Here is a 24,032-nt window from a genome sequence, read left to right as displayed (position 1 = left end):
TCCTGGTACTGACGTACTGCTTTACCTGATAACCCATTACACCTTTATCTCACTTCAAGCCGTGCAATGTGGCGCAATAGACATTTGCTCACTTCAGCATTGAATAAAAATGTTCTATCTGTGAACTATTCCAGATTTAAATCCTGCCCTAAAAAATCCAATAGCTCCAAAAACCTCTTTTAAGCAATTAGCCACCACATGATGGCTATTTGATCGCAATAAAATTTGGAAATATCTTCAAACTGTTCCTTTCACTACTTTTTCTTCAGGGTGAATTAAGCTTCGCGCTCTAGGCTTGCTTCAAGCCTGGGGCATATGCCCAACGCTACGTGGTCCGGAGGGTTTCGGGATTAAGCTGTAACCAGACGTTGGTGGGCAACGTCTGCTTCAAGCAGTACCCGATCGGACAATGGTTAGTTGTTTCGTCCACGTAAAGAGGTTGGACCATGAACGAGAAAAACATGAACGTCCCTTGTGCGGATGACGCCTTGCAACAAATTGTCGATGGCTTCAAGCGCTTCCGAAAGGAAGTGTTCCCAGAGCAGGAGGAGTTATTTAAAAAGCTGGCCAATGCACAATCGCCACGCGCCATGTTCATTACGTGTGCCGACTCGCGCATCGTGCCTGAGCTGATCACCCAGAGCTCCCCAGGCGATCTGTTCGTTACCCGTAACGTTGGAAACGTCGTTCCGCCCTATGGGCAAATGAATGGCGGTGTTTCGACGGCGATCGAATACGCCGTATCGGCACTGGGTGTCCAGCACATCATTGTCTGCGGTCACTCCGACTGCGGCGCCATGAAAGCGGTGTTGAACCCGGCATCGCTGGAAAAAATGCCTACCGTTAGAGCTTGGTTACGCCATGCTGAAATTGCCAGAACGGTTGTTGCCGACCACCAGATGTGTGAACACACTCATGATGGAGAGCTGAACTTCCTCACTGAGGAAAACGTTGTGGCGCAGTTGACTCACCTGCAAACGCATCCATCCGTGGCTTCGCGTCTGGCAAGTGGACAATTGTTCATTCACGGCTGGGTCTACTCGATCGAAACCAGTGAAATCAAGGCATACGACGCTATCGAAGGCCGCTTCCGTCCCCTGGATGGAGAAGGTCCGATGCCAATCGCCACGCCACGTCCCCGTTTGAACTCAAACTGATCCAAGCCTTCGGCGCGCCTTGCGCGCCGAAGTCGCCAGCACCTCAATAAAAACAACATAGCTGGTCATTTTCAGACGAGGCCCATGGCTGCCTGCAGTCATGGGCGCTGTCCGTCTTCGTGTGGGTAAACGACTCTGCCAGAGCCGGTTAGGAAGGGTTCTGGCACAGGTTGCTATGCGTTTTTACGGAGGATAGGACCATGCTCGGAAACACTTCTGCAGCATCACTCAAGCAGACCTTTCCACGCGATGCCTTGGCCTCGCTGGTAGTCTTTCTCGTTGCCCTGCCTTTGTGCATGGGCATCGCCATCGCCTCCGGAATGCCGCCAGCCAAGGGCTTGGTGACCGGCATCATTGGTGGCCTCATCGTCGGCTTTCTGGCCGGCTCCCCCTTGCAGGTCAGCGGCCCGGCCGCAGGGCTTGCCGTACTGGTATTCGAACTGGTCAACCAGCATGGCATGAAGGCCCTCGGGCCGGTGCTGATCCTGGCCGGGATCATTCAGGTCGCAGCGGGCTTTGCCCGGCTGGGCGCCTGGTTCCGCGTCACCTCGCCTGCCGTGGTGTACGGCATGTTGGCCGGTATCGGTATTCTGATTGTCTTGTCCCAAGTCCATGTGATGCTCGACGCCTCACCGCAAGCGTCGGGCCTTTCCAACCTGGTCGGTTTTCCGAAGGCGGCCGTACAGGCAGCCGGTGAATGGGGCGGACACGAGGGCAGCGGTGCCTATGCGGCCATGCTGGGTATCGCCACCATCGCCATCATGTGGCTTTGGGAGAAGAAACGGCCATATTCGCTACGCTTTTTGCCAGGCGCGCTGATCGCCGTAACGGCAGCTACGATGGCCAGCCTGTGGATGAATCTGGACGTCAACCGGGTCAACGTGCCGGACAACCTCGGCGACGCCATTGACTGGATCACCTTTGCCGACCTGGGCATGCTGACCAATCCGACACTGTTCATGGCAGCGGTTGCCATGGCGTTTATTGCCAGTGCCGAAACGCTGCTGTCCGCCGCAGCGGTTGACCGGATGCACCAGGGGCCCCGTTCCCAGTTCGATCGTGAGCTGTCAGCCCAGGGCGTCGGTAACCTGCTGTGCGGTATCGTCGGTGCGCTACCTATGACCGGGGTAATCGTTCGTAGCTCAGCCAATGTTCAGGCTGGCGCTAAAACACGTGCATCGGCCATTATGCATGGCGCGTGGCTGCTGGCGTTCGTCGCCGCGCTCCCCTTCGTGCTCAAGCAGATCCCGATTGCCAGCTTGGCAGGCGTCCTGGTCTATACCGGTGTAAAACTGGCCAGTCCTTCGGCGTTGCAAGGCCTGAAGCAGTATGGACGTACGCCTATCCTGATCTATGCCGTGACGGCGCTGACCATTGTCTTTACCGACCTGCTCACGGGTGTCGTTCTAGGCTTTGCCCTGTCGGTAGCCACCCTGGCGTTCAAGGCCTCACGCCTTAAAGTGGCTCTGGTCTATGACAAGGAAGACGAGACCCAGGCAGAACTGCGCATGAGCGGCTCGGCCACGTTCCTGAAGGTGCCCAAGATCACTCAAGTGCTGGAAGGCGTTAAGCCGGGTACAACCCTACATGTACCACTGGATCGTGTGAGCTATATCGATCATGCCTGCATGGAACTGCTGGCGGATTGGGAACGGACCAACGAGTCCAATGGCGTCAAGCTGATCATTGAGCCTCGCGCGCTCAAGCGTCGTCTGGAAGGTCGCTACCATAAAGCGGCTTCGCTGGGCGGATCACCCTCGACAGGCGCCGTGCAGACGGCCGCCTAACCTGTGTGTCCGGCGGGTACAGAGGTGCCCGCCGGATAGTTAGACGCAGATGCCCTGTAGCGGTGAGGTTCGGGTATGGCGGTCTGGAAGGCGGGAGAGGGCCAGACAGTTCATACCCAGCACGCCGATACAGGCAGTGCGCAAGGGATCAGCTGATGCTGTCGCGCAAGGCCTTGCCGGGCTTGAAAGCCACGGTATTGCTAGCGCGAATCTTGACCGGTTCACCGGTTTGCGGGTTCTTGCCTGTACGGGCTCCGCGATGGCGGGGAAGGAAAGTACCGAAGCCTACCAACGTGACGTTATCCTTGCGGTGCAATGCATTGGCAATTTCATCAAGCACGGCATTGAGAACGGTATTGGCCTGTTCCTTGGAAAGACCGACTTTTTCAGCGATGGCGCTGGCGAGTTCCGGTTTGCGCATAAAGATGCCTCTTGTAGGTGTTTATTGTTGTTGTATCCGTACTCTCCACCCCTTGTCTGGAACGGAGCAGCCGCGTTTAAGCAGGCACTCTGAGCATGGCACGGCCCAAACCCGCGCGCCAGTCGCATTCAGCGCTTTTTCCATACGACTGACGCGTCTTGAGTGTAACGTTGTATTTCAGTCATTACGCCAGAACGGGTGGTAATTGCTTGTTTAACGCCAATTTTTCGCTGACGGCTGCTCCGCTCAAGGCATAACCCAGCAATTTACCTTCACTATCAACGCACAACGCCTTGATATCCGCTCCACTTCCTTCAACCCGCCATTCACCCTTGGCCCCTTTGTTGACCAATGCGACAACCAGCGGGCAGGCTGGCGTTTTTACCGTTACTGGCATCGGACCATAGGTAACTGCCGTGGGCTTTCCAGCCAGCGTCTGGGCCAGAGCACGGGCACAGGCCATCAGCGGCATCACATACATCAGGCTTTGCCCTTCCACTTCGGCGCAGTCTCCCAGGGCATAGATGTTTTCATGGGAGGTACGCAGCTCGCGATTGACCACAATGCCGCGCTCGACCTCAAGGCCTGCCGCCTGCGCCAGATCAACCCGTGGTTTGAGACCTACAGCCGACACCACTACGTCGCAGGGTAGAGTCGCACCATCGGAAAGGTGCGCCAGATACCCATCCCCTTCGCGCTCCAGCCGTGTCACCGTCTGCCCCAGGTGAAACCGCGCGCCAATGCTTTCCAACCCGCTCTGAACGGCTGCTGCCACCTGGGCAGGAACAAGATTGGGCATGACCTGCTCACACGGTGCGACCACATCCACGTCATAGCCGCCGCTTCGCAGGTCATTGGCAAACTCACAGCCAATCAACCCGGCCCCCAGAATCAGCACGCGCTGCTTGCCTTCAGCTGCCTGACGAAAACGGGCGTAGTCCTGCAGGTCGTTGATTGGGAAGAAAGCGTCCTCGCACCCTCCTGCAACGGGCACCTGAATAGGTTCTGCGCCCCAGGCCAGGACAAGGTTTTCGTAGCGAACCTCTTCCTCACCTAGCCAGATTCGCTTGTGGCCAGGGTCGATAGCCGTGACGCGGGTATTGGTAAAGATTCGGGCATTGAACTGATCAGCCATTGCCCCCGGCTCCGCCATGACTAGCTCATCCGGCTGCTTGTTCTTGGCGTAGCCGTTGGACAGCATGGGCTTGGAATAGGAACGCCCGTCATCGGCCGTAATCATGAGTAGAGGCGTCTGGCTATCGAGCTTGCGCCATTCCTTGGCCAGGTTGTAGCCCGCCAACCCTGTGCCGATGATGACCAGGGGTAAAATTTCGCTCATAACGTTCTCTCTGCGTTGGTTCAGGCGTGGCGTCACCGGGCGCCCCGCTCAGATAGGTTCACGCATTATTGAATGTGTCACCGGGCCTGTCATCAACGCAGACCCGGGACGAAGACAGCAACCGGTCGGCCGCTTGGGAAGGAGCGGATCAGGCGATCTCGATCATTTCAAAATCGGATTTGCCGACGCCGCAATCCGGACACATCCAGTCTTCCGGAACATCCTCCCAACGGGTCCCAGGCGCAATACCATCATCCGGCCAGCCTGCCGCTTCGTCATAAATGTAACCGCAGACAATACATTGCCACTTACGCATCGTTATCGTGTCCTTAAAAACTCATCAGGGCTGGTGATCCGGTGAGGCTCTGGGCATCACACATGTCACCGGTTCTTCTCAGCCTATCGGAAACGTATTTTCTCCTCTAGTTCATCTGTCCTGCGTGTCACGCATGACCACTAGTGCACAACAGGCGCGCGCCTGTATACAAACGCTACCGGCGGATATCGTCCAGCCATTACACTGCGCATGCTCGTCAGCTGCCGCGAGCCGCTTAACCTGTGTTGCCCTGTAAACGGTGGGTGCCAAGCGCTAGCCACCGAGACAAGAAAGCCAACAAACAGGCCCTGCCTGTCTGCACTTACCGGTAACGAACATGACCCGTCGCTTCAGTCAAACCAAACGCCGCGCTGTTGCACACGCCATTCTGGCCATGGACAACAGCTGGATTGCTCATTTCGGCGATTTGGGGCTAAGCGATCTCAGCTACTCCGACCTGTTCATCAACATGTGGCAGCGGCAGGATCAATCTCTGCGCAAAACCGATCTCTATGCGTTCATGCCTAGCATCAGCCGGCGCACCGCCGTCAAATATGTCCAGCATCTGATCGACCGGGGCTATCTGATTGAAACCAATGGCGATGTTGACCGCCGGGTGCGCTGGGTCAGCCTGACACCGGATATCGTCGACCGGCTGGAGCGTTTCTGCGATGCCGCCTGCGAACATTTCGGCAAGCTGAACAAGGCGTAACTCTCGCCGGCACGTGCTGTCCTATTACCCTCTGCACCACAAGGAGCGCTCATGCGCTGGGGGACCTATTTTGCCGTGCTGGGCGCCATCATCAGTGTGGGTCTGGCATTGGGCATCACCATGCCGCTGGTATCACTGAGGCTGGAAAACTGGGGCTACGGCCCGTTCGCCATTGGGTTCATGGCGGCCACGCCGGCCATCGGCATCATCGTGGGGGCCGGTATAACCGGACGCCTGGCCGCTCGTATCGGTACGCCGCGGCTGATGCAGCTCTGCCTTCTGGCGGGTGCGCTGTCCGTACTGCTGCTGTCCCTCCTGCCCTATTACAGCGTCTGGGTACTGCTCCGGTTACTGCTGGGCGTTATTCTGACCATGATCTTCGTGCTCGGTGAAAGCTGGATCAACCAGATCATCGTTGAACAGTGGCGCGGCAAACTGGTGGCGTTGTATGGCAGCGCCTATGCGCTAAGCCAGCTGACCGGCCCCCTGGTTCTGACCCTGATTGGCACTGAAGGCAACGGCGGTTTCTGGATCAGTACCGCCCTGCTCATCATGGGCTCCCTTGCGCTTGTAGGCCGCAGCGGTGCGCCCAAAGCCAGCGATCATGGCTCCATTGGCCGCGGCCTTTTGCGCTTTTGCCGGCAACTCCCCGCCATCGCCTGGGCAGTTGTGCTATTTGCCGCCTTCGAGGCCATGATGCTGACACTGCTGCCGGTGTACGCATTGAACCAAGGCTTTGACCAGCGTACCGCCCTGCTCATGGCCAGCACGGTCGTGACCGGAGACGCCCTGCTACAACTGCCGCTGGGCGCACTGGCTGACCGTGTTTCGCGCACCGGTCTGTTCAAGGCATGTGGTGTCACACTGCTGCTGACCAGCCTCGCCATGCCGCTCCTGCTGCACACCACCTACATCTGGCCGTTACTGGTGATCTTTGGTGCCAGCGCCGGTGGTATTTTCACCCTCGCCCTGATCCTGATTGGCGAGCGTTACCGGGACGCCGAGCTGGTCCAAGCCAATGCCCATATCGCCCAGCTCTGGGGCTTCGGCTGCCTGCTCGGCCCCTTAACCACCGGAGCCGCCAGCCAATGGCTGACCGGCCACGCCATGCCTTTGCTGCTGGCTGCGGGGGCGCTGGTCATGATCATTATCGTGCAGATTCGCGGCGCTTTACCGGTGACCGAAGCTGAGTCCTTCGAAGGTTCAAAATGAGACAGGCTTTACTCAATCTTTACCTACCTGGCCTCAGCCTAGCAGGCTCAACGAGATACCCTTAGGTGACTAGTCATGGATATTTTTGATGTTTTCAAGCGAGCCTATTACCGTCTTACGCCGTTCCGATTACCTCAGACTTGTTGTTCCGTCACTGGCTGAGTCGCTGAATTTCTGGGCGGTTGCCCTTGGCTTCACGCTCACTCGCCGAAGCGAATCAGCTGCTGATGAAGCGCTTTCGAGCCTCCAGGCGACCGCTGTTGCCGAGCTGGAAGCTCATGATTACCGTGTGCTGCTGATCGAGCAGCCTATTCCTGTGCATCAGCTACCGGAGCCTGAAATCCCTGCGGTCATTCCCCTCCTGTTTCAGGTCCATGACCTTGAGGCGCGACTGGTGCACATTCGCAAGGCGGGGTATGAGGTACCAGCGCCCCGTATCATTACCCAGGGTCCCCGTGAGGGCTGGCAAGTCGTGACGATCCACGGGCCCGATCGGGTTGTGGTTGAGCTGATGCAGCCCGGCTAATCCGGATCGTACCCATAAAAAGCCCGCCGGTTCAGGGCGGGCTTTTTGTTATCGAAGCGATCAGAACGCCGGAGCAACCGCACCGTTGTACTTGTCTTCGATGAATTTCTTGGTTTCCGGGCTGGTCAGGGCCTTGGCCAGCTTTTGCATGGCATCGCTGTCCTTGTTGTCCGGGCGGGCAACCAGCAGGTTGGCATAAGGCGATTCCTTGCCTTCCAGCAGCAGCGCATCCTTGGTCGGGTTCAGCTTGGCTTCCAGCGCATAGTTGGTGTTGATCAGCGCCAGGTCCACCTGGTTCAGCACACGCGGCAGCGTAGCGGCCTCAAGCTCCTTGAACTTGAGCTTCTTGGGATTGGTGGCGATGTCACGCGGGGTCGCCAGGATATTGGAGTTATCCTTGAGCGTGATCAGACCGGCTTTTTCCAGGAGCAGCAAGGCACGGCCGCCATTGGTGGCGTCGCTGGGAATGGCAACGGTTGCGCCTTCCTTGACCTCATCCAGGCTTTTGACCTTCTGGGAGTAGATACCGAACGGCTCCACATGCACTTGAGCGACCGGCACCAGATCGGTTCCGCGGCTCTTGTTGAATTCGTCCAGGTAAGGCTTGTGCTGATAGAAGTTGGCATCCAGACGCTTCTGGGCCACCTGCAGGTTGGGCTGAACGTAGTCAGTGAAAATCTTGACGTCCAGGTTCACGCCTTCCTTCGCCAGCTGGGGCTTTACGAATTCCAGAATCTCGGCATGCGGAACAGGCGTTGCCGCCACGCTCAGCTTTTCTGCCGCATGGGCAGTGACGGCGGCAGCCAGCAGGGCAGCAGCGGCAATCAGTTTCTTCATGGTCAAACTCCTCGGCAGATTCAAAAGCATGTCAACGACACGCGGATCAGTCCAGGAGATGGGGGTTCAAGGTCTACCCCTCAACCCCTCTCCTCATACCCGATCAGGTCATTACGATCAGAACGCGGGAACAACGCCACCCTGATATTTCTCCTGAATGAATTTCTTCACTTCAGGCGTGGTCAGGGCCTTGGCCAGCTTCTGGATGGCTGGATCGTTGGCTTTTTCCGCACGGATGTACAGGTAGTTGGCGTAGGGCGACTCGGCGCTTTCGATGAACAGCGCATCCTTGGTCGGTACCAGCTTGGCCTGCAGCGCATAGTTGGCGTTAATCAGCGCCAGGTCCACCTGGTTCAGTACACGCGGCAGCGTAGCGGCCTCAAGCTCCTTGAACTTCAGGTGCTTGGGGTTATCCACGATGTCGCGCTGGGTAGCAGAGATGTTGTTCGGGTCTTTCAGGGTGATCAAACCCTGCTTGGCGATCAGCAGCAACGCGCGACCCGAGTTGGTCGGATCGTTGGGGATGGCAATGGTCGCGCCGTCTTTTAGTTCGGAAACCGACTTGATCTTCTGGGAATAGGCGCCAAATGGCTCGACGTGTACGGCTACGACCGGCACCTGATTACTGTCCTTGTTGCTCTTCTGGTAGGACTCGTAATAGGGCTTGCTCTGGAAATAGTTGGCATCGACCTGCTTCTGGTCGGTCTGGCGATCCGGCTGGATATAGTCGTTGAAGACCTTGATCTCCAGATCTACACCTTCCTTTGCCAGCTGGGGTTTGACCAGCTCAAGGATCTCTGCGTGGGGAATAGGGCTCGCTGCCACCTTCAGGGTCTCGGCATGAGCCGCTGTCACCAGACCAAAACCAAGCGCAACGGAAAGCAGGGTACGTTTCAGAGACATAGCGGATTCCTTTCGAAAATAAGAGGGAACAGCGTGTAATGCTAGTGTTTTCCGCCGGACCTTGAGGCCCGGCGGACAGCCTGTTAGCGGCGGCTGAACTTTACAACCAGGCGGTCACCGACCATCTGCAGCACCTGTACCAGGATCAGCAGAAGTACGACGGTGACCACCATGACATTGGTCTGGAAGCGCTGGTATCCGAAGCGGATCGCCAGATCACCCAAACCACCGCCACCGATCACGCCCGCCATGGCCGTGTAGGACACCAGCGCAATCGCTGTAACGGTTGCAGCGGCGATCAGGCCAGGCAGGGCCTCGGGCAGCAGGGTACGGGTCACGATCTGCCAGAGGCTTGCGCCCATGGCCTGGGTTGCCTCGATGATGCCACGATCCACTTCGCGCAGCGCCGTCTCGACCAGACGTGCCAGGAAGGGCGCAGCCCCCACCACCAGCGGCGGAATAGCACCCTCGACGCCCAGCGAGGTGCCGATCAGCCATACGGTAATCGGGATCATCAGAATCAACAGGATAATGAAGGGAATCGAACGCAGGACGTTCACCAGAAACGACAGCAGGCCATACACGATGGGCTGTTCCAGCAACTGCCGCTTGCCGGTCAAAAAGAGCAGAACGCCCAGCGGCAAGCCGAGCAGTACGGTAAACAACATCGACCAGCCCAGCATTTGCAGGGTGTCGAGGGTAGCCTGCCAGATTTCGGCCCAGTCGATATCGGCAAAAAAGGCGAGAAAAGCGTCCATCAGCGAATGACCTCCACGGTTACATCAGCGGCGTCGAAACGAGCCAGAGCGGCGTCCAGATCCCCTCCCACGAGGGCAATGGTCAGCTGGCCGTAGGGTTCTTCGCGAATACGGTCGATTCGACCGCCCAAAATGCTGTAATCCACGCCGGTTTCCCGGGCTACCTGACCCAGAAGAGGCGCATAGGTGGCTTCGCCACGGAAGGTCAGGCGCAAGATACGACCCTCCACATGGCTGTAGGACGACATCAGATCGCCCTCGTCCACGTGTTCGGCCTCGAACACAAAGCGCCGAGTGGTGGCATGCTTGGGATGCAGGAAGACATCCGCCACTGTGCCCTGCTCGACAACTGTGCCGGCATCGAGTACCGCCACGCGGTCACAGACTCGACGGATCACATCCATTTCATGGGTGATGAGCACAATGGTCAGACCCAGTTCACGGTTGATCTCCGCCAGCAGCTGCAGCACCTGTCCGGTGGTCTGCGGGTCGAGAGCACTGGTGGCCTCGTCGCACAGCAGGATCTTCGGCCGCGTCGCCAGCGCACGGGCAATGCCGACCCGCTGTTTCTGGCCGCCCGAGAGCTGTGCCGGGTATTTGCGGGCATGGTCAGTCAGGCCAACACGGGCCAGCAATTCATCCACGCGCGCGTTGATCTCGGCGCGGGAATGTCCACCTGCCAGCTCAAGCGGCATGGCGATATTGGCCGCCACGGTCTTGGATGACAGCAGATTGAAATGCTGAAAGATCATGCCGACGCGACGGCGGAAGGCACGTAGACCGGCGCTGTCCAGCGCGGTGACGTCTTCGCCATCCACAATGATCCGGCCGCCGCTGGGTGCTTCCAGCCGGTTGATCAGGCGCAGCATGGTGCTCTTGCCGGCCCCGGAGTGGCCGATGAGGCCGAAGACTTCGCCCGCCTCGACGCGCAGGTTGGTCGACTGGAGCGCCGGCACCTGGCGACCTGAAACGAGGTAGGTCTTTTGAACGTTCTGAAATTCGATCACTTAACGCGAAACCTTGTGGGTATTGCTGTAGGCGTGGTCAGCCCTGATAAGCGGCTGTGCCTCCTGATTTATCGATATGACGCTGGCAAAGCGCCCACATAAACGCACAGTTTACCGCGGCTGTTTATATCTTCTTAATATTTGTTTTCTAAATGCAGCGGCAAAAATGGCATATGGACACGGCGGCGGACTATAACGCACCCCTGCCGCGAACACCTTACCTTGTGTCGATTCACAATCAGTCAGACGCCATATTCAGCGAAAACGCTCCCGACCTAACTCGCGCCGTCTGCCGAGCTAGAGCGTTTACGGTGTGCTCCTGCGCCCCTAGCGCGAAAAGGCCGCTCTCCACAGGCTGAACATATGCCTTACACAGGCGACTAACCCTGTATAGCCCCGATTACCGTCCTGCCGTCTCAGCAGACGCTGCGGCCTGCATGTCATATGAATGTGAAACTTTTGTTACAGCCTGGCCAGGCAGCCGGGAAGCAGTTGCGCCGGGAGGGCGCCTGAATGCTGACACTACTGAACCTTCTTTCTGCGGTGGCCCTGCTGGTATGGGGAACGCACATCGTCCGGACCGGCATCATGCGGGTCTACGGGGCGAACCTGCGTCGCGTACTCAGCCGCAGCGTACGTCACACCCCGCTAGCCTTTGCCGCTGGCATTGGGGTTACCGCACTCGTGCAAAGCAGCAATGCCACCGCGCTGCTGGCAACCTCCTTCGTAGGCCAGGGGCTTATGACCCTCAGGCCTGCCCTTGCGATCATGTTGGGCGCCGACGTAGGGACGGCACTAATGGCCCGTGTGCTCACCTTTGATCTGTCGTGGCTTTCTCCGCTGCTGATCCTGGTGGGCGTCATTCTTTTCATTGGTCACAAGCAGTCCCGCCCCGGGCAATTGGGCCGGGTGGCGATCGGGCTGGGACTGATCATTCTGGCGCTGGAGCTGATCGTAGCGGCCGCAACACCCATGACCCAGGCTGCGGGCGTCAAGGTGCTGTTCTCCTCACTGACCGGAGACGAAATGCTCGACGCCCTGACCGGGGCTCTGTTCGCCATGATTTCCTATTCCAGTCTTGCGGCTGTCCTGCTGACGGCAACGCTGGCCGGCTCAGGCGTCATTTCGCTGAAAGTAGCCCTCTGCCTGGTGGTGGGTGCCAATCTGGGCAGCGGTCTTCTGGCCATGTTGAGTGCGTCCCGCCAGACCCCGGCCGGTCGGCGGGTAGCCCTGGGCAGCCTGCTGTTCAAGCTGGCCGGCTGCGCGCTGGTACTGCCGTGGGTCGACACCGTGGCCGACTGGATGGACAACTGGGAACTGGCAGCCGCAGAGCTGGTAATTGGCTTCCACGTACTCTACAACCTCGTCCGCTGTGTGGTGTTCCTGCCCCTGACACGTCCGATGGCGCGCTTCTGCACACTCGTCCTGCCGGACCGGCCGCAGGCAGACATCACCATGAACCCACGTCATCTGGATACGTCCGTACTGGATACCCCCGCCCTGGCGCTTGCCAACGCCGCCCGTGAGGCGCTGCGTATGGGCGATGTGGTAGAGCATATGCTCACGGAGCTGATGGCCTTGATAAGCGGTGGCACCAAGGCCCAGGGACGGGAAGTCCGCCGCCTGGATGATGATGTTGATGCGCTCTACACCGCCATCAAGCTCTATCTGGCCCGTATTCCGCGAGAAGATCTGGGGGATCGGGACAGCCGTCGCTGGGCGCAGATCATCGAACTGGCCATCAACCTTGAGCAGGCCGGAGATATCATCGAGCGCATGGCCAGTGATTTGGAAAACAAGAAAATCTCGGCCAATCGCTCCTTTTCCGAGCAAGGCCTTGAAGAACTCGCCGCATTGCACGGCCACCTGATGGCCAACCTGAGGCTATGCCTGTCAGTCTTTCTGTCTGGCGATGCCGACTCGGCCCGTCGCCTGCGGCGTGCCAAGCAGCGCTTTCGCGTCCTGGAGCGGCGATACGCCCACGCCCATGTGGAGCGTCTGCACCATCAGGTCGTACAAAGCATCGAGACCAGCTCGCTACACCTTGGCCTGCTGTCAGACATGAAGCGTCTCAATTCGCTGTTCTGCAGTATCGCCTATGGCGTCCTGGAGCAGGCGGAATCCGGATATGAGACCGAGCACGCAGCTTCAATGGAAACCCCACCCGACCTTCATGAGTCGTAGCCTTCGAAACGCACACCGTGGCGCGAGATAGCGCTACTCTACTCACCTTATCCGGCAGGTCTTGTCATGTCCTGCCGGAACCGATTGACGCGGCCAAACCGAACAGGCCCAGCGCTCACTGATAATAACGACCAAGGAATTATTGATGACCCAAGCCGCTCCCCTCGTTGAACAGATCCAGAAGGGCGAATTGCCCTGCTGGCGTATCCGTATCGGCCGTGCCGAAGCCGTGATTGCCTGCCAGGGCGCCCATATCCTCAGCTTCGGCCTTGATGGCGAGCAGCCGATCATCTGGGACAATCCGGATGCCGAATTCATTCATGGCCAACCCATTCGTGGCGGCGTACCGGTCTGCTGGCCCTGGTTTGGCGATATCAAGCGTAACCCGCCGGCCGTTCAGCACATGCTGACCGAGGTAGAAGGCGCCCCGCAGCATGGCCTCGTTCGTCAGGCCGGGTGGGCAACCGGTGACATGGATGTGGATGTGGACCGCGTCCGCCTGGACTTCCACTACCAGACCTCTGCCGCCCACATGCCTGGCTGGCCCCATGCCGCCGATTTGACCCTGTCGGTTGAGGTGAGCGATCGTCTCACCATGACGCTTACCACTCGCAATATCGGTGATCAGACGCTGACCCTGAGCCAGGCCCTGCACACCTACTTTGCTGTGAGCGACTCCCGTCAGGTCGGTATTGAGGGCTTTACCCACGCTGACTACTACGATTGCCTCGACGGCTGGGAGCGCAAGCGCCAGAACGGCGAGCCGGTCATCGACCAGGAAGTGGACCGCGTCTATCAGGGGCTGCCCTCACGCCTGGGGATTCGTGACCCTCAGTGGAATCGCCGTATTTTCATCGAGACCAAGAACACCTCGTCTGCGGTCCTATGGAACCCCTGGATCGAAAAATCCAAGCGTCTGACACCGTTCGCCGATGATGCCTGGCAGCGCATGCTGTGCATCGAGACCGCCCGTGTCATGGACGATGTGATGGTGCTGGCTCCCGGCGAGACCGGTCAGATCAGCGCCACGCTCTGGAGCGAACCGCTCTAATCGTTCTGTTCTGCCTGCCGCTCCGCCAGGGCTTTCAACCGAGCCTGGCGGTCGGCGGCTGGTAACGCTGCCAACGCCCGGACACGTGCATAAAAGGCTGGCCAGTTTCCGGGATGCTCGGCATACAAGGCAGCAAAGGCCGGCACCCACTGCTCATATAGCCCGAACGGTAAGAGCTTTGCGTTATTTAGCGGACCTGCCATCCAGGCATCAAAGCGGTGATCGCCTCGCCACTGTGTATCCCTCAGCTGTGCATAGTCACGCCGCATCGTCTCGAATACCTTACCCTTTGCTTGTCGCATCGCCTCGGCTGCAAGCGGCTGAGCATAAAGCGACTCAAGCTGCTTACGTGTATCCAGTATCAGCCCTACGAATTGCCGGTACTGTTGTTCGCGGAGCGGATCAGGTGGCGGTAACCCTTGAGCCGCACGCCACTGGCGCAGCCCTTCCTGCTGGACGAAGTTGGCATAGGACTCATTAAAGGTCGTGTCGTCCTGCACATAGAGGTTCTGATGGGCCAGCTCGTGGAAGATCGTTGCAATCAACTGATCGTCATCCCAACGCAGCATGCTGCTGAGCAGCGGGTCATCGAACCATCCCAGCGTCGAATACGCTGGCACACCTGCCACATAGGTATCCCACCCCTTGGCCTTGAGCGGCTCTGCCGCCTTTTGCGCTGCCTCTTCATGGTAGTAACCGCGATACGCCACGCAACCGGCAATGGGAAAGCAATGCATCAGGGGCGAGAGTGAGAACTCCGGTGCTGCAAAGACATTCCAGACAACGTAGGGCCGGTCCAGCTTTACGAACAGACGATAGCTGCGGTTATCCGGCAAGCCCAATTGCTGACTGGCGAACTCACGGGCGCGCAGGGCCAGCTCAAGGCGACGCCTCAGGGCCGGATCGGTAGAAGGATCATCAATGACCTGGGTGATGGGTGTGCGCTGCCATAACAGGGCCGCCTGCCCCTTTGCCATCTGCCCGTAATATCCGACAGACGAACAGCCGCACAGCCAAAGGGCCGCGATAAATGGAACCCATCTCAAGCTTTTAAGGTCGACTTGGGCTAACCAGAGACGGGACATGGTAAATAACCTGGAGCGCCGGTATGAGGAGGCGACACTCTAGTATGAGTATCGGCCCCATGGAAACCGGCACTGAGGAAGGAAGCCGAGAATCCTGCCCCGTTGCATTACCTTTGTCTGGAGCTCACTCATGCGTCGTATTCTCCTGTTGTGCCCTGCCCTGGCACTGACTGCCTGTTCCCTGATGCCGCTGCCCAAGCCGGACCCTTCCCAGGCCTGGATCGACCTCAAGACCGAAAAACCGGATCTGCTCCAAGCCCAGCAAGCCGATCGCCAGACCCTTGAGGACGACCGTTACTTCCAGGTGCAACCCGGTAGCCATGATCTTCAGGTGCGCTACCAGTTCAAGGTCGATCCGGCCAATATCGGCCCCAGTGCCACGCCCCTGGTCCGCACTTGCCTGCTCAATGTCCATTACAAGGATTTCTCGGCGGGCGAACGCTATCGGCTACAGGCTGAGCAGGCCGGGTTCCGCGCCTGGGCCAAGCTGTACGATGCCAGTCAGCAGGAAGTCGCACGGGGTGGAGAAAGTCGCTGCGGCGATGTCTAATCGATACTCTCAGACTCGCTCGGGCTAAAGGCCATGAAAAAGCACCTGTTGTTCGCCGCCGTACTGCTGGCAGGCTGCGCCAGTCCTCTTCCGCCCAAGGACCCAAATATGGCCTGGGTGGATCTGCACATGCAGATGGCCTCGGTAGGCAACGTGCTGATGGCGGATCGTCTTGATGGCAAGCGGCTCGACGATGGACGCTATTTCCAGGTCTCGCCCGGCGCGCATGAGCTACAGGTTCGCTATCAGTTCGAGCTGGGCGGCATGGTTCCGGGCGGCGGCATGATGGGTTTTGGCTACGAGCCGGTAGAAATCAACTGCTACATGATCGTCCAGTACGGTGATTTCAAGGCAGGCGAACGCTACCGCATCGAGGCATCAGCCTACATGGACCAGCCCCGGCTGGAGCTGCACGATAGCCGGGGGCAGTCGGTTGGAACGGTTCGTCAGCGTCAGTGCATCCCGCTCTAGCCGTCGTTACGCTGGTAAATGATCTTCTTGGTGCCGTTTTCACAGCTGCCCACTACCATGTTGGGATCGGTGACGTCTGCGTTCGGTACGATTTCCAGCGTGTACGAGCTGACTCCGGCAGCCTGGATCTTTACCTCGATCTCAGATTTGAGCTGATCGCATGGTAACGGTGCCGCCCAGAGCGGGGCTGTAAACAGGCTGGCTGCAACGAACAATCCAAGCGTTTTCATAGGTTTCACTCCTTGAGCGGGCAATGCCCTTCTTGATTTTGACTAGAGCCGTCACATTGAGTTTCTAGTATCCCGTCACGGAAAGGCACCACGCGGGGAACCAGCCTGCCGGGGGCTCTTCCAATAGGGTGCAAATTTTCCCTTAAAGGTAGCCCAATGCTGGATTGGTTACGCGAGTACCGTGACGTCCTGACCCTGTTCATCTCCGGCTGCACGTTGCTGGTATGGATCTTTTATGCACAGCTGCTGCTGAGCGGCTTCAAGCGCCAGCGTCAACCGCGGCTCATTATCAACCGCGGCGCCGGCAAGGGGGTAGGCGCCCTGTGCCTGCTTTCCAACATGAGTGCCGAGCCGATCTTCATTAACCAGCTGATCGTGCACCTGCACACCTCGCGCGGTACGCTCAAGGCGGATGTGACCGATGTTCGCGAGAGCAGCGAGGATGATTTCGATCAGGATGCCGAGCTGTATAAAGCCACCCGCCAGGGACCGCTGAAAACGGGTGACTTTACGCACATTGGCACCTTTCAACGATTGATCTCCCGGGTAGCCGCTGCACACGATCTGGAACTCAATGGCATGCACCCGCCGGAAGGCTGGGTCTTTGATGGTCTGGAAATCCACGTGATCGCATTTTATGGCTCCGACAGGCACCCCATCGGTGTACGCCGCCGCTTCCGCCTGGGTCAGTACAAAGGGCATTACTGTTCACTGATTGCCGAAAGCCGGCAGACAGAACAGTTCACGACCCGTCGCCAGCGCCGCATCGTTCGCAAGCACTGGATGGCGGAATTCGAAAATTGATGACTCAGCCGAAAAACCAATAGCAGACCAGGATGGACGCCAGCACCCCGGCGCCATCGGCCAACAGTGCGCATCCGACAGCATGGCGAGCCCGCTGGATTCCTACCGAACCGAAGTAGACAGCCAGCACATAAAAGGTCGTCTCGGTACTGCCTTGGACAGTGGCCGCAATCAGGGCTGGAAAACTGTCCACGCCTTTGGCCTGCATCGTCTCGATCAGCATGGCGCGGGCGGCGCTGCCCGAAAACGGCTTGACCAGTGCTGTAGGCAGCGCATCGACGAAGCGGGTGTCCCAACCTAACCAGCCCACGGCATGGCGAACACCGTCAAGAATGATTTCCAGTGCGCCTGATGCCCGTAACACGCCCACCGCGCACAACATGGCAACCAGATAGGGCAACAGGTTCTTGGCAACCTCGAATCCTTCTTTTGCACCCTCGACAAAGGTTTCGTAAACCGGCACCCGCTTGAGCGCGCCAAAGATCAGGAACATCAGGATCAGGCCGAACAGCACCAGATTACCTAATAGCGACGACAATGCCGCCAGGGCCGTTGCCGACAAGGTGACCAGAATGCTCATGAAGCCGCCCAGAAGCAGTGCGCCGCCACCCAGCCACGCCAGGACGACCGGATCCCACAGCTTGAGCCGTTGCATGAACGAAACGGATAGCAGCCCGACCAGCGAGGAGACACTGGTCGCCAGCAGGATAGGCAGAAAGACCAGGGTTGGATCAGGCGCACCCTGTTGGGCGCGATACATGAAGATAGTGACGGGCAGTAACGTCAGGGAGGACGCATTGAGCACCAGAAATAGAATCTGTGCATTACTGGCCGTTTCCGGCTTGGGGTTCAGGTCCTGTAAAGCCCGCATGGCCTTGAGGCCAATGGGCGTGGCCGCATTATCGAGCCCCAGGCCGTTAGCTGCAAAGTTGAGCGTAATCAGCCCCAGCGCCGGGTGGCCGGCAGGTACTTCCGGCATCAAACGGCGGAACAGCGGCCCAAGGACATAGGCCAGCTTTTCGACCAGCCCGGCCTTCTCGGCAATACGCAGGATACCCAGCCAGAGCGTCAGCGTGCCGAATAACAGAATCATCACTTCTACCGACAGCTTGGCCATGGCAAACAGGCTCTCGACCATGGCTGCAAACACGCCTGCATCGTCTCCGATCAACCATCGTCCCAGCGCACTGATCGCCGCCACGATGAAAAAGCCCAGCCATAACCCGTTCAGCATGATGCATCTCCCCGAAACCAGCCGGGGATGATACGAGGGTTGACTCCCGATGGCGAAGGTCGAGCAGCCCTGCGCCTGTAAAAAGTCGAACGCTTCGATAGGTATCAACCAGAATTGAGATGGTTCAGGAAGAGAAACCTGCCGACGATTCCTGACCGCTGTTGTCCTTTCTTAAGCCATCAAAAGGCTGTCACTCGGCCCTCTGTGTTAACCAAGGAGACGACATGAAGAAAGTTCTGGTTCTGTACTATTCCATGTATGGACATATCGAGCGCCTGGCTGAAGCCATGGCAGAAGGCGCACGACGTGTACCAGGCGTTGAAGTGACGATCAAGCGCGTCCCCGAAACCATGCCTGAAGACGTGGCCCGCAATGCTGGCGCCAAACTTGATCAGGCAGCGCCGGTCGCCACGCCTCAAGAGCTGGCTGACTATGATGCAATCATCTTTGGAACACCAACCCGTTTCGGCAACATGGCCGGCCAGATGCGCACCTTCCTCGATCAGACGGGCGGTCTATGGGTGAAGGGTGCGCTGGTAGGCAAGCTGGGCAGTGTGTTCGTTTCGACGGGAACCGGGGGCGGTAGTGAGACTACCATTACGTCCTTTTGGAACACGCTGGCGCACCATGGCATGCTGATTGTCGGTATGCCTTATACCGATCCCATGCTGGCGGATATTACTGAAGTGAAGGGAGGTTCGCCTTACGGCGCAGCCACGCTGGCAGGAGCCGATGGCTCTCGATTGCCCAGTGCGAAGGAACTACAGCTGGCGAGCCATCAGGGCAAGCATGTCGCCAAGCTGGCGGTAAAAATGCAGTAACCCAAAATTATGTCCCCCAGGCTTTTTAGTCCTCAAGACCCCACGGTCGAGGCCCAAAACGTCTGGGGGATATATCGTCCAGCCTGGCTCGTCTCAACGAAGGTACTCCCTGTACCCTGAGGATGCTCCTCTTACCGCAAAGCACCCAAGCCCCTTGGCCTATAACGCCCCGACAAGTCGGGGCGTGTGTTCGGTCAGGTCATTAAACCGGCCTACGGCTACGATTTGATGACAATCGCAGGCCCTGTGTCAGGGTCGGCGGCGACCGAAGAAGAAGGACACCACAAACAGAATCAGGAACAGAACGAACAGGATCTTGGCAATACCTGCTGCTGTACCGGCGATGCCGCCGAAGCCCAAAACACCTGCGATGATAGCGATGATTAGAAACGTGATAGCCCAGCTCAGCATGATGATTCTCCTCGTCTTACTTTTCTCTGGTTTCTAGTTTGGATTTCTAGTTGATTATCGAGAAACACTTACTTTCTCAGGCCAGGCCGACTGTCTTATCCGAGACTCTCTGGCACCGCTTTCCGAGAAAGATAGGCTCCTCGGTATGGATACTTCTAAATCGCGTGTGTTCCGGCTATCCGTCTGTTTTAACGCACGGCCGATCAAAATCATGCTGGCTACAAGGCCCAATAGAACTATCGCACTGGCGAAGGTCAAAGCGAAGGTTGTGTAGGTCCCGGACATCGCAAGCGTCTCCTTAGAAAACCCAGCGAGTCTGACGGGGGAAACGGTCAACAGTAGATTGAGCCGGAATAGCTTTTTGCTGCTCGACGCTTACATGGCTTGCCAGGGGCTTGGCCGCCGGTGCCTTCACTTCAATGTGAGGTACGGCTTGCGGAGCAGCAACAGGAGTAGAGGTATGGCCAGTGGTGAACAGCACTGCTGCTACACCTGCGAAGAATGCCGAACAGATCATATTGTTACGTGCAATCTGGCTGACCATGGGTTTACTCCTTCAACTGTCATTGGCCGTTTCAGGCTATATGCAAGAGATATTGCAGACGGCATGCCAAGTTTTTGAATATAAAAAATCCTTTAAAATCAATAAGTTAAAAATTAGATCCGCTTTCTGCCGCTTGCATACTGCAAGATGCAGGGTTTCAAGCATTGCGTTTTGCATGATGCCTATAGAGAAAAACTGACCGTCCTGGCGAACTTCTCAAGCCAAGCGGCCTCTACTTGTGTTGCCTTCCTTAAAGGAAAAGGCGAAACCTCAGCGTCAGTGCCTCGTTGTCTGTACCGAACTCCTGGCCGGATCGGTAGTAAGGCTGGTGTTTTTCGAGGCTTCCCTGCAATTTGCATGGCCCTCCTCCATCTGCCCCTGTCAGCGCGTCATGACATCTCATCAAAAGACTTGCATCGTTCGTCGTGCATATTGCAACTTGCACGACTTACAACTGACTAAGGCACAGACCTCCCGCCCCCTTCTGTTTATATAGGTGCGGGATGTACCTACGGAGAACATTCCATGGATCAACCGAGCGGAAGGATTCTTCTCGTCGATGACGAGGCAGCGATCCTGCGTACTTTCCGTTTCTGCCTTGAAGATGCTGGTTATAGTGTCGCTACGGCCAACTCGGCCGCTCAGGCCGAGGCCCTGCTGCTGCGGCAGGTATACGACCTTTGTTTTCTCGACCTACGCCTGGGCGAGGACAACGGTCTGGATGTATTGCAACAGATGCGTATCCAGGCACCCTGGATGCGGGTAGTCATCGTTACCGCCCATTCGGCGGTGGATACAGCGGTCGATGCCATGCAGGCTGGTGCTGCCGATTACCTGGTTAAACCTTGCAGCCCTGATCAGCTGCGCATGGCCGCGGCCAAGCAGCTGGAGTTTCGCCAGCTGTCCGCTCGCCTTGAAGCGCTCGAAGGTGAAGTACGCAAGTCCAGCCTGGGTCTGGAATCCCGTAGTCCGGCCATGATGTCGATACTGGAAACGGCCCGACAGGTCGCTACGACCGACGCCAATATTCTTATTCTGGGCGAATCCGGTTCCGGCAAGGGTGAGCTGGCCCGCTCCATCCATGCCTGGAGCCGCCGCGCCAAGAAAACCTTTGTCACCATCAACTGCCCGTCCCTGTCCGCCGACCTGATGGAAAGCGAGTTGTTCGGCCACACCCGCGGTGCGTTTACCGGAGCCAGTGAAAGCACCCTGGGTCGCGTCAGCCAAGCCGATGGGGGTACTCTGTTTCTCGACGAAATCGGTGATTTCCCGCTTGCCCTGCAACCCAAGCTGCTGCGCTTCATCCAGGATAAGGAATATGAGCGGGTGGGCGATCCGGTCACGCGCCGTGCCGATGTACGCATTCTTGCCGCGACCAACCGCAACCTCGAGCAGATGGTGGCCGAAGGTCAGTTCCGCGAAGACCTGCTCTACCGCCTGAACGTCATCGTGCTGACCCTGCCGCCGCTTCGCGAGCGTAAGGAAGACATCATTGATCTGGCCGAGCGTTTCCTGGCCCGCTTCGTCAAGGACTATGGCCGTCCGGCCCATGGATTCAGTGAGGAAGCCAAGGAAGCGCTGCGCAAGTATGACTGGCCCGGCAACGTCCGCGAGCTGCGCAACGTAATCGAGCGCGCCAGCATTATCTGCAGCAAGGATCTGGTGGACGTTACTAACCTTGGCCTGACCGAACAGCCCAGCTCCGCCAGTAGCGCTCCGCGTGTGGGTGAGACCATGAGCCTGGAAGCGCTCGAGAAGGCGCATATTGCGGCGGTCATGGCGACAAGCGAGACGTTGGATCAGGCCGCCAAAATTCTCGGCATCGACTCGTCGACGCTCTACCGTAAACGCAAGCAGTACGGGCTATGAAGCTTCCGATAAAACTTAGGACACGCCTGTTCCTGAGCATTTCCGCGCTCATTACCGTTGCGCTGCTCGGACTCATTATCGGGTTGGTCAGTGTCCTGCAGTTCTCCAATAGCCAGGAGAGCTACAACAAGCACACGCTGCTGTTCATCAATGCCTCACTGGGCATGCGACAGGAGCTGAGCAACGAGCTGTACTCGCTCATGGATGGGGCGCCGGACGCCAATCAGCTTCGCAATCATGATCAGGAGTTTCGCAACTACCTGGCCACGACCCAGAGCCTGGTCAGCCATCCGGACGATATCCAGCAGCTGAGTCAGCTCGAGAGCAAGTACAACCAGTACTACAAGATGCTGGGCAATCCACCGGATGGATACTCTGCGCTCAGGGAAAACAAGGTTTTTCTGGACCTGGTCAACAGCCTGCGCAATCAGGTGTATGACCTGCAGACCAGCTTTATCAGCGACATGGACAGTACCCAGCAACACGCCCATAACCGGGCCACGCTGATTGCCGTCCTGCTGGGGCTCGTCGGGCTGGCTATCCTGGGGATTGGATTTGCAACGGCCAACACCATTGCACGTCGCTTTGGCGGTCCTATCGACTCGCTGGCCAAGGCAGCCGACCAGATCAGCCAAGGGCATTTCGACATTACCCTGCCGACCTCCAAGGTGACCGAGCTGGCCTTGCTGAGTCGCCGCTTCGGCTCCATGGCCGAGTCCCTGCGTCAGCTGAGCCAGACCAACATCGAGGCCCTGGTGGCCGGGCAACGTCGTCTTCAAGCGGTGCTGGACAGTATCGACTACGGCCTGATCATCCTCGACTACCTCGGACATATCGAACATGCCAACCCGGTGGCGAACCGTCAGCTAGGTTGGGATGACGAGCGTCAGGGTCAGCTCCTGGGCGCGGCCCTGCAACGCCCGGATATCGACGAAGCCGTCCAGCGTGTCCTGTCCGGCAAGACGCTGGAAGCTGTCCCGGAAGATCTGCAGATCGATATTGCGGGTGAGACACGCCTGCTCGCCTGGACAGTCACGCCGGTCAACCATGCCGACGGCCGCAGTGTCGGTGCCTTGATGGTCCTGCGTGATGTGACCGAGCAGCGTGCCTTCGACCGGGTCCGCAACGAGTTCGTCCTGCGAGCCTCCCATGAGCTACGGACGCCGGTAACCGGCATGCACATGGCCTTTGCCCTGTTGCAGGAGCGCCTGAAGTTTCCCGAAGACTCGCGTGAGGCTTACCTGCTGCAGACAGTGGATGAGGAAACCCATCGCCTGGTCCGCCTGATCAACGACCTGCTGGACTTCTCACGCTATCAGAGCGGCCTGCAACGTCCCGAGAAGGTCCCGAGTGAAGTTAGCGAGCTGCTCGATCAGGCCCGCGCACGGCATGCCGATGCCGCTCGGGACAAGTCGGTCGAACTGGTGGTGGAACTGCTGCATACCCCGCTTCCCCGGGTCACGCTGGACCCGGCACAAATGGGCCGGGTGCTGGACAACCTCATCAGCAATGCCCTTCGCCATACCCCTGCAGGTGGCCGCGTCTCGCTTCAGGCCATGCGTCAGAACGATCGCCTGCTTATGGCTGTACAGGACAACGGTGAAGGGATCGCCTATGCCCAACAAGGCCGGGTATTCGAGCCGTTTGTGCAGATTGGTACCAAGAAAGGCGGTGCCGGTCTTGGCCTTGCGCTCTGCAAGGAGATCATTCAGCTCCACGGCGGGCGTATTGGCGTCGTCTCGCGACCGGGCCAGGGAACGCAATTCTTCATGACCCTGCCAACCTGAACGCAAAAGCCGCCTA

Annotated in this window: 25 protein-coding genes; 13 read left to right on the top strand and 12 right to left on the bottom strand. The window is 58.2% G+C overall.

The window, feature by feature from the left end; genetic code table 11:
- The first annotated feature begins 461 nt into the window (after positions 1–461).
- Together AC4LF3_RS01160 and AC4LF3_RS01155 are read left to right on the top strand one after the other, a co-directional pair.
- Positions 462–1,157, top strand: coding sequence for a carbonic anhydrase (locus AC4LF3_RS01160; RefSeq protein ID WP_491834640.1), 696 nt, complete (start codon positions 462–464; stop codon positions 1,155–1,157).
- Positions 1,158–1,357: 200 nt separating this feature from the next.
- Complete coding sequence (locus AC4LF3_RS01155; RefSeq protein ID WP_125888153.1) at positions 1,358–2,944, top strand: SulP family inorganic anion transporter; 1,587 nt, start codon at positions 1,358–1,360, stop codon at positions 2,942–2,944.
- A 148-nt stretch (positions 2,945–3,092) separates the two neighbouring features.
- Here AC4LF3_RS01155 and AC4LF3_RS01150 read toward each other — a convergent pair whose 3' ends face one another.
- The 3 genes from AC4LF3_RS01150 to AC4LF3_RS01140 form a co-directional block, all read right to left on the bottom strand.
- Complete coding sequence (locus tag AC4LF3_RS01150; RefSeq protein ID WP_010796585.1) at positions 3,093–3,365, bottom strand: HU family DNA-binding protein; 273 nt, start codon at positions 3,363–3,365, stop codon at positions 3,093–3,095.
- A gap of 184 nt (positions 3,366–3,549) precedes the next feature.
- Positions 3,550–4,704, bottom strand: a complete 1,155-nt coding sequence (locus AC4LF3_RS01145; RefSeq protein ID WP_491834639.1) for an NAD(P)/FAD-dependent oxidoreductase — start codon at positions 4,702–4,704, stop codon at positions 3,550–3,552.
- Between the two features lie 148 nt (positions 4,705–4,852).
- Positions 4,853–5,020 (bottom strand): rubredoxin, encoded by a 168-nt coding sequence (locus AC4LF3_RS01140; protein WP_010796583.1) that lies wholly within the window; start codon positions 5,018–5,020, stop codon positions 4,853–4,855.
- 337 nt (positions 5,021–5,357) lie between these two features.
- Between AC4LF3_RS01140 and AC4LF3_RS01135 the strand changes: the two genes are divergently transcribed.
- From AC4LF3_RS01135 to AC4LF3_RS01125, 3 genes are all read left to right on the top strand, one after another.
- Positions 5,358–5,732, top strand: a complete 375-nt coding sequence (locus tag AC4LF3_RS01135) for a hypothetical protein (RefSeq protein WP_239382354.1) — start codon at positions 5,358–5,360, stop codon at positions 5,730–5,732.
- 51 nt (positions 5,733–5,783) lie between these two features.
- The gene (locus tag AC4LF3_RS01130; protein ID WP_491834638.1) at positions 5,784–6,944 is read left to right on the top strand and encodes an MFS transporter; all 1,161 of its coding nucleotides are present in this window, start codon (positions 5,784–5,786) and stop codon (positions 6,942–6,944) included.
- 88 nt (positions 6,945–7,032) lie between these two features.
- The gene (locus AC4LF3_RS01125) at positions 7,033–7,470 is read left to right on the top strand and encodes a VOC family protein (protein WP_491834637.1); all 438 of its coding nucleotides are present in this window, start codon (positions 7,033–7,035) and stop codon (positions 7,468–7,470) included.
- A gap of 60 nt (positions 7,471–7,530) precedes the next feature.
- On the opposite strand, the gene AC4LF3_RS01120 is transcribed toward AC4LF3_RS01125, so the two are convergent.
- The 4 genes from AC4LF3_RS01120 to AC4LF3_RS01105 form a co-directional block, all read right to left on the bottom strand.
- Positions 7,531–8,307: a MetQ/NlpA family ABC transporter substrate-binding protein gene (locus tag AC4LF3_RS01120; protein ID WP_491834636.1), complete on the bottom strand. Its 777-nt coding sequence runs from the start codon at positions 8,305–8,307 to the stop codon at positions 7,531–7,533.
- 117 nt (positions 8,308–8,424) lie between these two features.
- Positions 8,425–9,204 carry a MetQ/NlpA family ABC transporter substrate-binding protein gene (locus AC4LF3_RS01115; RefSeq protein WP_491836230.1) on the bottom strand — a complete coding sequence of 260 codons (780 nt, stop codon included), beginning with the start codon at positions 9,202–9,204 and terminating at the stop codon, positions 8,425–8,427.
- An 89-nt stretch (positions 9,205–9,293) separates the two neighbouring features.
- The gene (locus AC4LF3_RS01110; RefSeq protein WP_074821341.1) at positions 9,294–9,968 is read right to left on the bottom strand and encodes a methionine ABC transporter permease; all 675 of its coding nucleotides are present in this window, start codon (positions 9,966–9,968) and stop codon (positions 9,294–9,296) included.
- Positions 9,968–10,975, bottom strand: coding sequence for a methionine ABC transporter ATP-binding protein (locus AC4LF3_RS01105; protein WP_010796574.1), 1,008 nt, complete (start codon positions 10,973–10,975; stop codon positions 9,968–9,970). The genes AC4LF3_RS01110 and AC4LF3_RS01105 overlap by 1 nt, the downstream gene beginning before the upstream one ends.
- A gap of 513 nt (positions 10,976–11,488) precedes the next feature.
- Here AC4LF3_RS01105 and AC4LF3_RS01100 point away from each other — a divergent pair.
- On the top strand, positions 11,489–13,159 hold the full coding sequence (locus AC4LF3_RS01100) for a Na/Pi cotransporter family protein (protein ID WP_010796573.1): 1,671 nt from the start codon (positions 11,489–11,491) through the stop codon (positions 13,157–13,159).
- 145 nt (positions 13,160–13,304) lie between these two features.
- Positions 13,305–14,210 (top strand): D-hexose-6-phosphate mutarotase, encoded by a 906-nt coding sequence (locus tag AC4LF3_RS01095; RefSeq protein ID WP_010796572.1) that lies wholly within the window; start codon positions 13,305–13,307, stop codon positions 14,208–14,210.
- Here AC4LF3_RS01095 and AC4LF3_RS01090 read toward each other — a convergent pair.
- On the bottom strand, positions 14,207–15,295 hold the full coding sequence (locus tag AC4LF3_RS01090) for an aminopeptidase (RefSeq protein ID WP_491834635.1): 1,089 nt from the start codon (positions 15,293–15,295) through the stop codon (positions 14,207–14,209). The two genes, AC4LF3_RS01095 and AC4LF3_RS01090, sit on opposite strands and share 4 nt — an antisense overlap.
- A 130-nt stretch (positions 15,296–15,425) precedes the next feature.
- On the opposite strand from AC4LF3_RS01090, the gene AC4LF3_RS01085 reads away from it, so the two are divergent.
- Together AC4LF3_RS01085 and AC4LF3_RS01080 are read left to right on the top strand one after the other, a co-directional pair.
- Entirely contained in the window at positions 15,426–15,845 is a 420-nt protein-coding gene (locus tag AC4LF3_RS01085) for a PA0061/PA0062 family lipoprotein (RefSeq protein ID WP_010796570.1), read from the top strand.
- A gap of 33 nt (positions 15,846–15,878) precedes the next feature.
- Complete coding sequence (locus AC4LF3_RS01080) at positions 15,879–16,316, top strand: PA0061/PA0062 family lipoprotein (RefSeq protein ID WP_122041077.1); 438 nt, start codon at positions 15,879–15,881, stop codon at positions 16,314–16,316.
- On the opposite strand, the gene AC4LF3_RS01075 is transcribed toward AC4LF3_RS01080, so the two are convergent.
- Positions 16,313–16,546 carry a DUF1161 domain-containing protein gene (locus tag AC4LF3_RS01075; RefSeq protein WP_010796568.1) on the bottom strand — a complete coding sequence of 78 codons (234 nt, stop codon included), beginning with the start codon at positions 16,544–16,546 and terminating at the stop codon, positions 16,313–16,315. The two genes, AC4LF3_RS01080 and AC4LF3_RS01075, sit on opposite strands and share 4 nt — an antisense overlap.
- A 156-nt stretch (positions 16,547–16,702) precedes the next feature.
- On the opposite strand from AC4LF3_RS01075, the gene AC4LF3_RS01070 reads away from it, so the two are divergent.
- A complete protein-coding gene (locus AC4LF3_RS01070) occupies positions 16,703–17,350 on the top strand; it encodes a hypothetical protein (protein WP_073450068.1) in 648 nt (215 codons plus the stop codon).
- Positions 17,351–17,354: 4 nt separating this feature from the next.
- Here AC4LF3_RS01070 and AC4LF3_RS01065 read toward each other — a convergent pair whose 3' ends face one another.
- Positions 17,355–18,584 carry a nucleoside recognition domain-containing protein gene (locus AC4LF3_RS01065; protein ID WP_010796566.1) on the bottom strand — a complete coding sequence of 410 codons (1,230 nt, stop codon included), beginning with the start codon at positions 18,582–18,584 and terminating at the stop codon, positions 17,355–17,357.
- 224 nt (positions 18,585–18,808) lie between these two features.
- Here AC4LF3_RS01065 and wrbA point away from each other — a divergent pair, with 224 nt between their 5' ends.
- The gene (wrbA, locus tag AC4LF3_RS01060) at positions 18,809–19,405 is read left to right on the top strand and encodes an NAD(P)H:quinone oxidoreductase (RefSeq protein WP_491834634.1); all 597 of its coding nucleotides are present in this window, start codon (positions 18,809–18,811) and stop codon (positions 19,403–19,405) included.
- Positions 19,406–19,654: 249 nt separating this feature from the next.
- On the opposite strand, the gene AC4LF3_RS01055 is transcribed toward wrbA, so the two are convergent.
- Entirely contained in the window at positions 19,655–19,816 is a 162-nt protein-coding gene (locus tag AC4LF3_RS01055) for a DUF1328 domain-containing protein (RefSeq protein ID WP_010796564.1), read from the bottom strand.
- A gap of 298 nt (positions 19,817–20,114) precedes the next feature.
- Positions 20,115–20,360, bottom strand: a complete 246-nt coding sequence (locus AC4LF3_RS01050; RefSeq protein WP_010796562.1) for a hypothetical protein — start codon at positions 20,358–20,360, stop codon at positions 20,115–20,117.
- Positions 20,361–20,885: 525 nt separating this feature from the next.
- Here AC4LF3_RS01050 and algB point away from each other — a divergent pair.
- Together algB and AC4LF3_RS01040 are read left to right on the top strand one after the other, a co-directional pair.
- Positions 20,886–22,229 (top strand): sigma-54-dependent response regulator transcription factor AlgB, encoded by a 1,344-nt coding sequence (gene algB / locus AC4LF3_RS01045; protein WP_491834633.1) that lies wholly within the window; start codon positions 20,886–20,888, stop codon positions 22,227–22,229.
- Positions 22,226–24,016 (top strand): ATP-binding protein, encoded by a 1,791-nt coding sequence (locus AC4LF3_RS01040; protein WP_219651480.1) that lies wholly within the window; start codon positions 22,226–22,228, stop codon positions 24,014–24,016. Before algB ends, AC4LF3_RS01040 begins: the two co-directional genes overlap by 4 nt.
- Positions 24,017–24,032: the final 16 nt, after the last annotated feature.

The sequence above is a fragment of the Pseudomonas sp. C2.3V genome, assembly GCF_058536325.1.
This window is presented reverse-complemented; position numbering and strand designations above follow the sequence as displayed.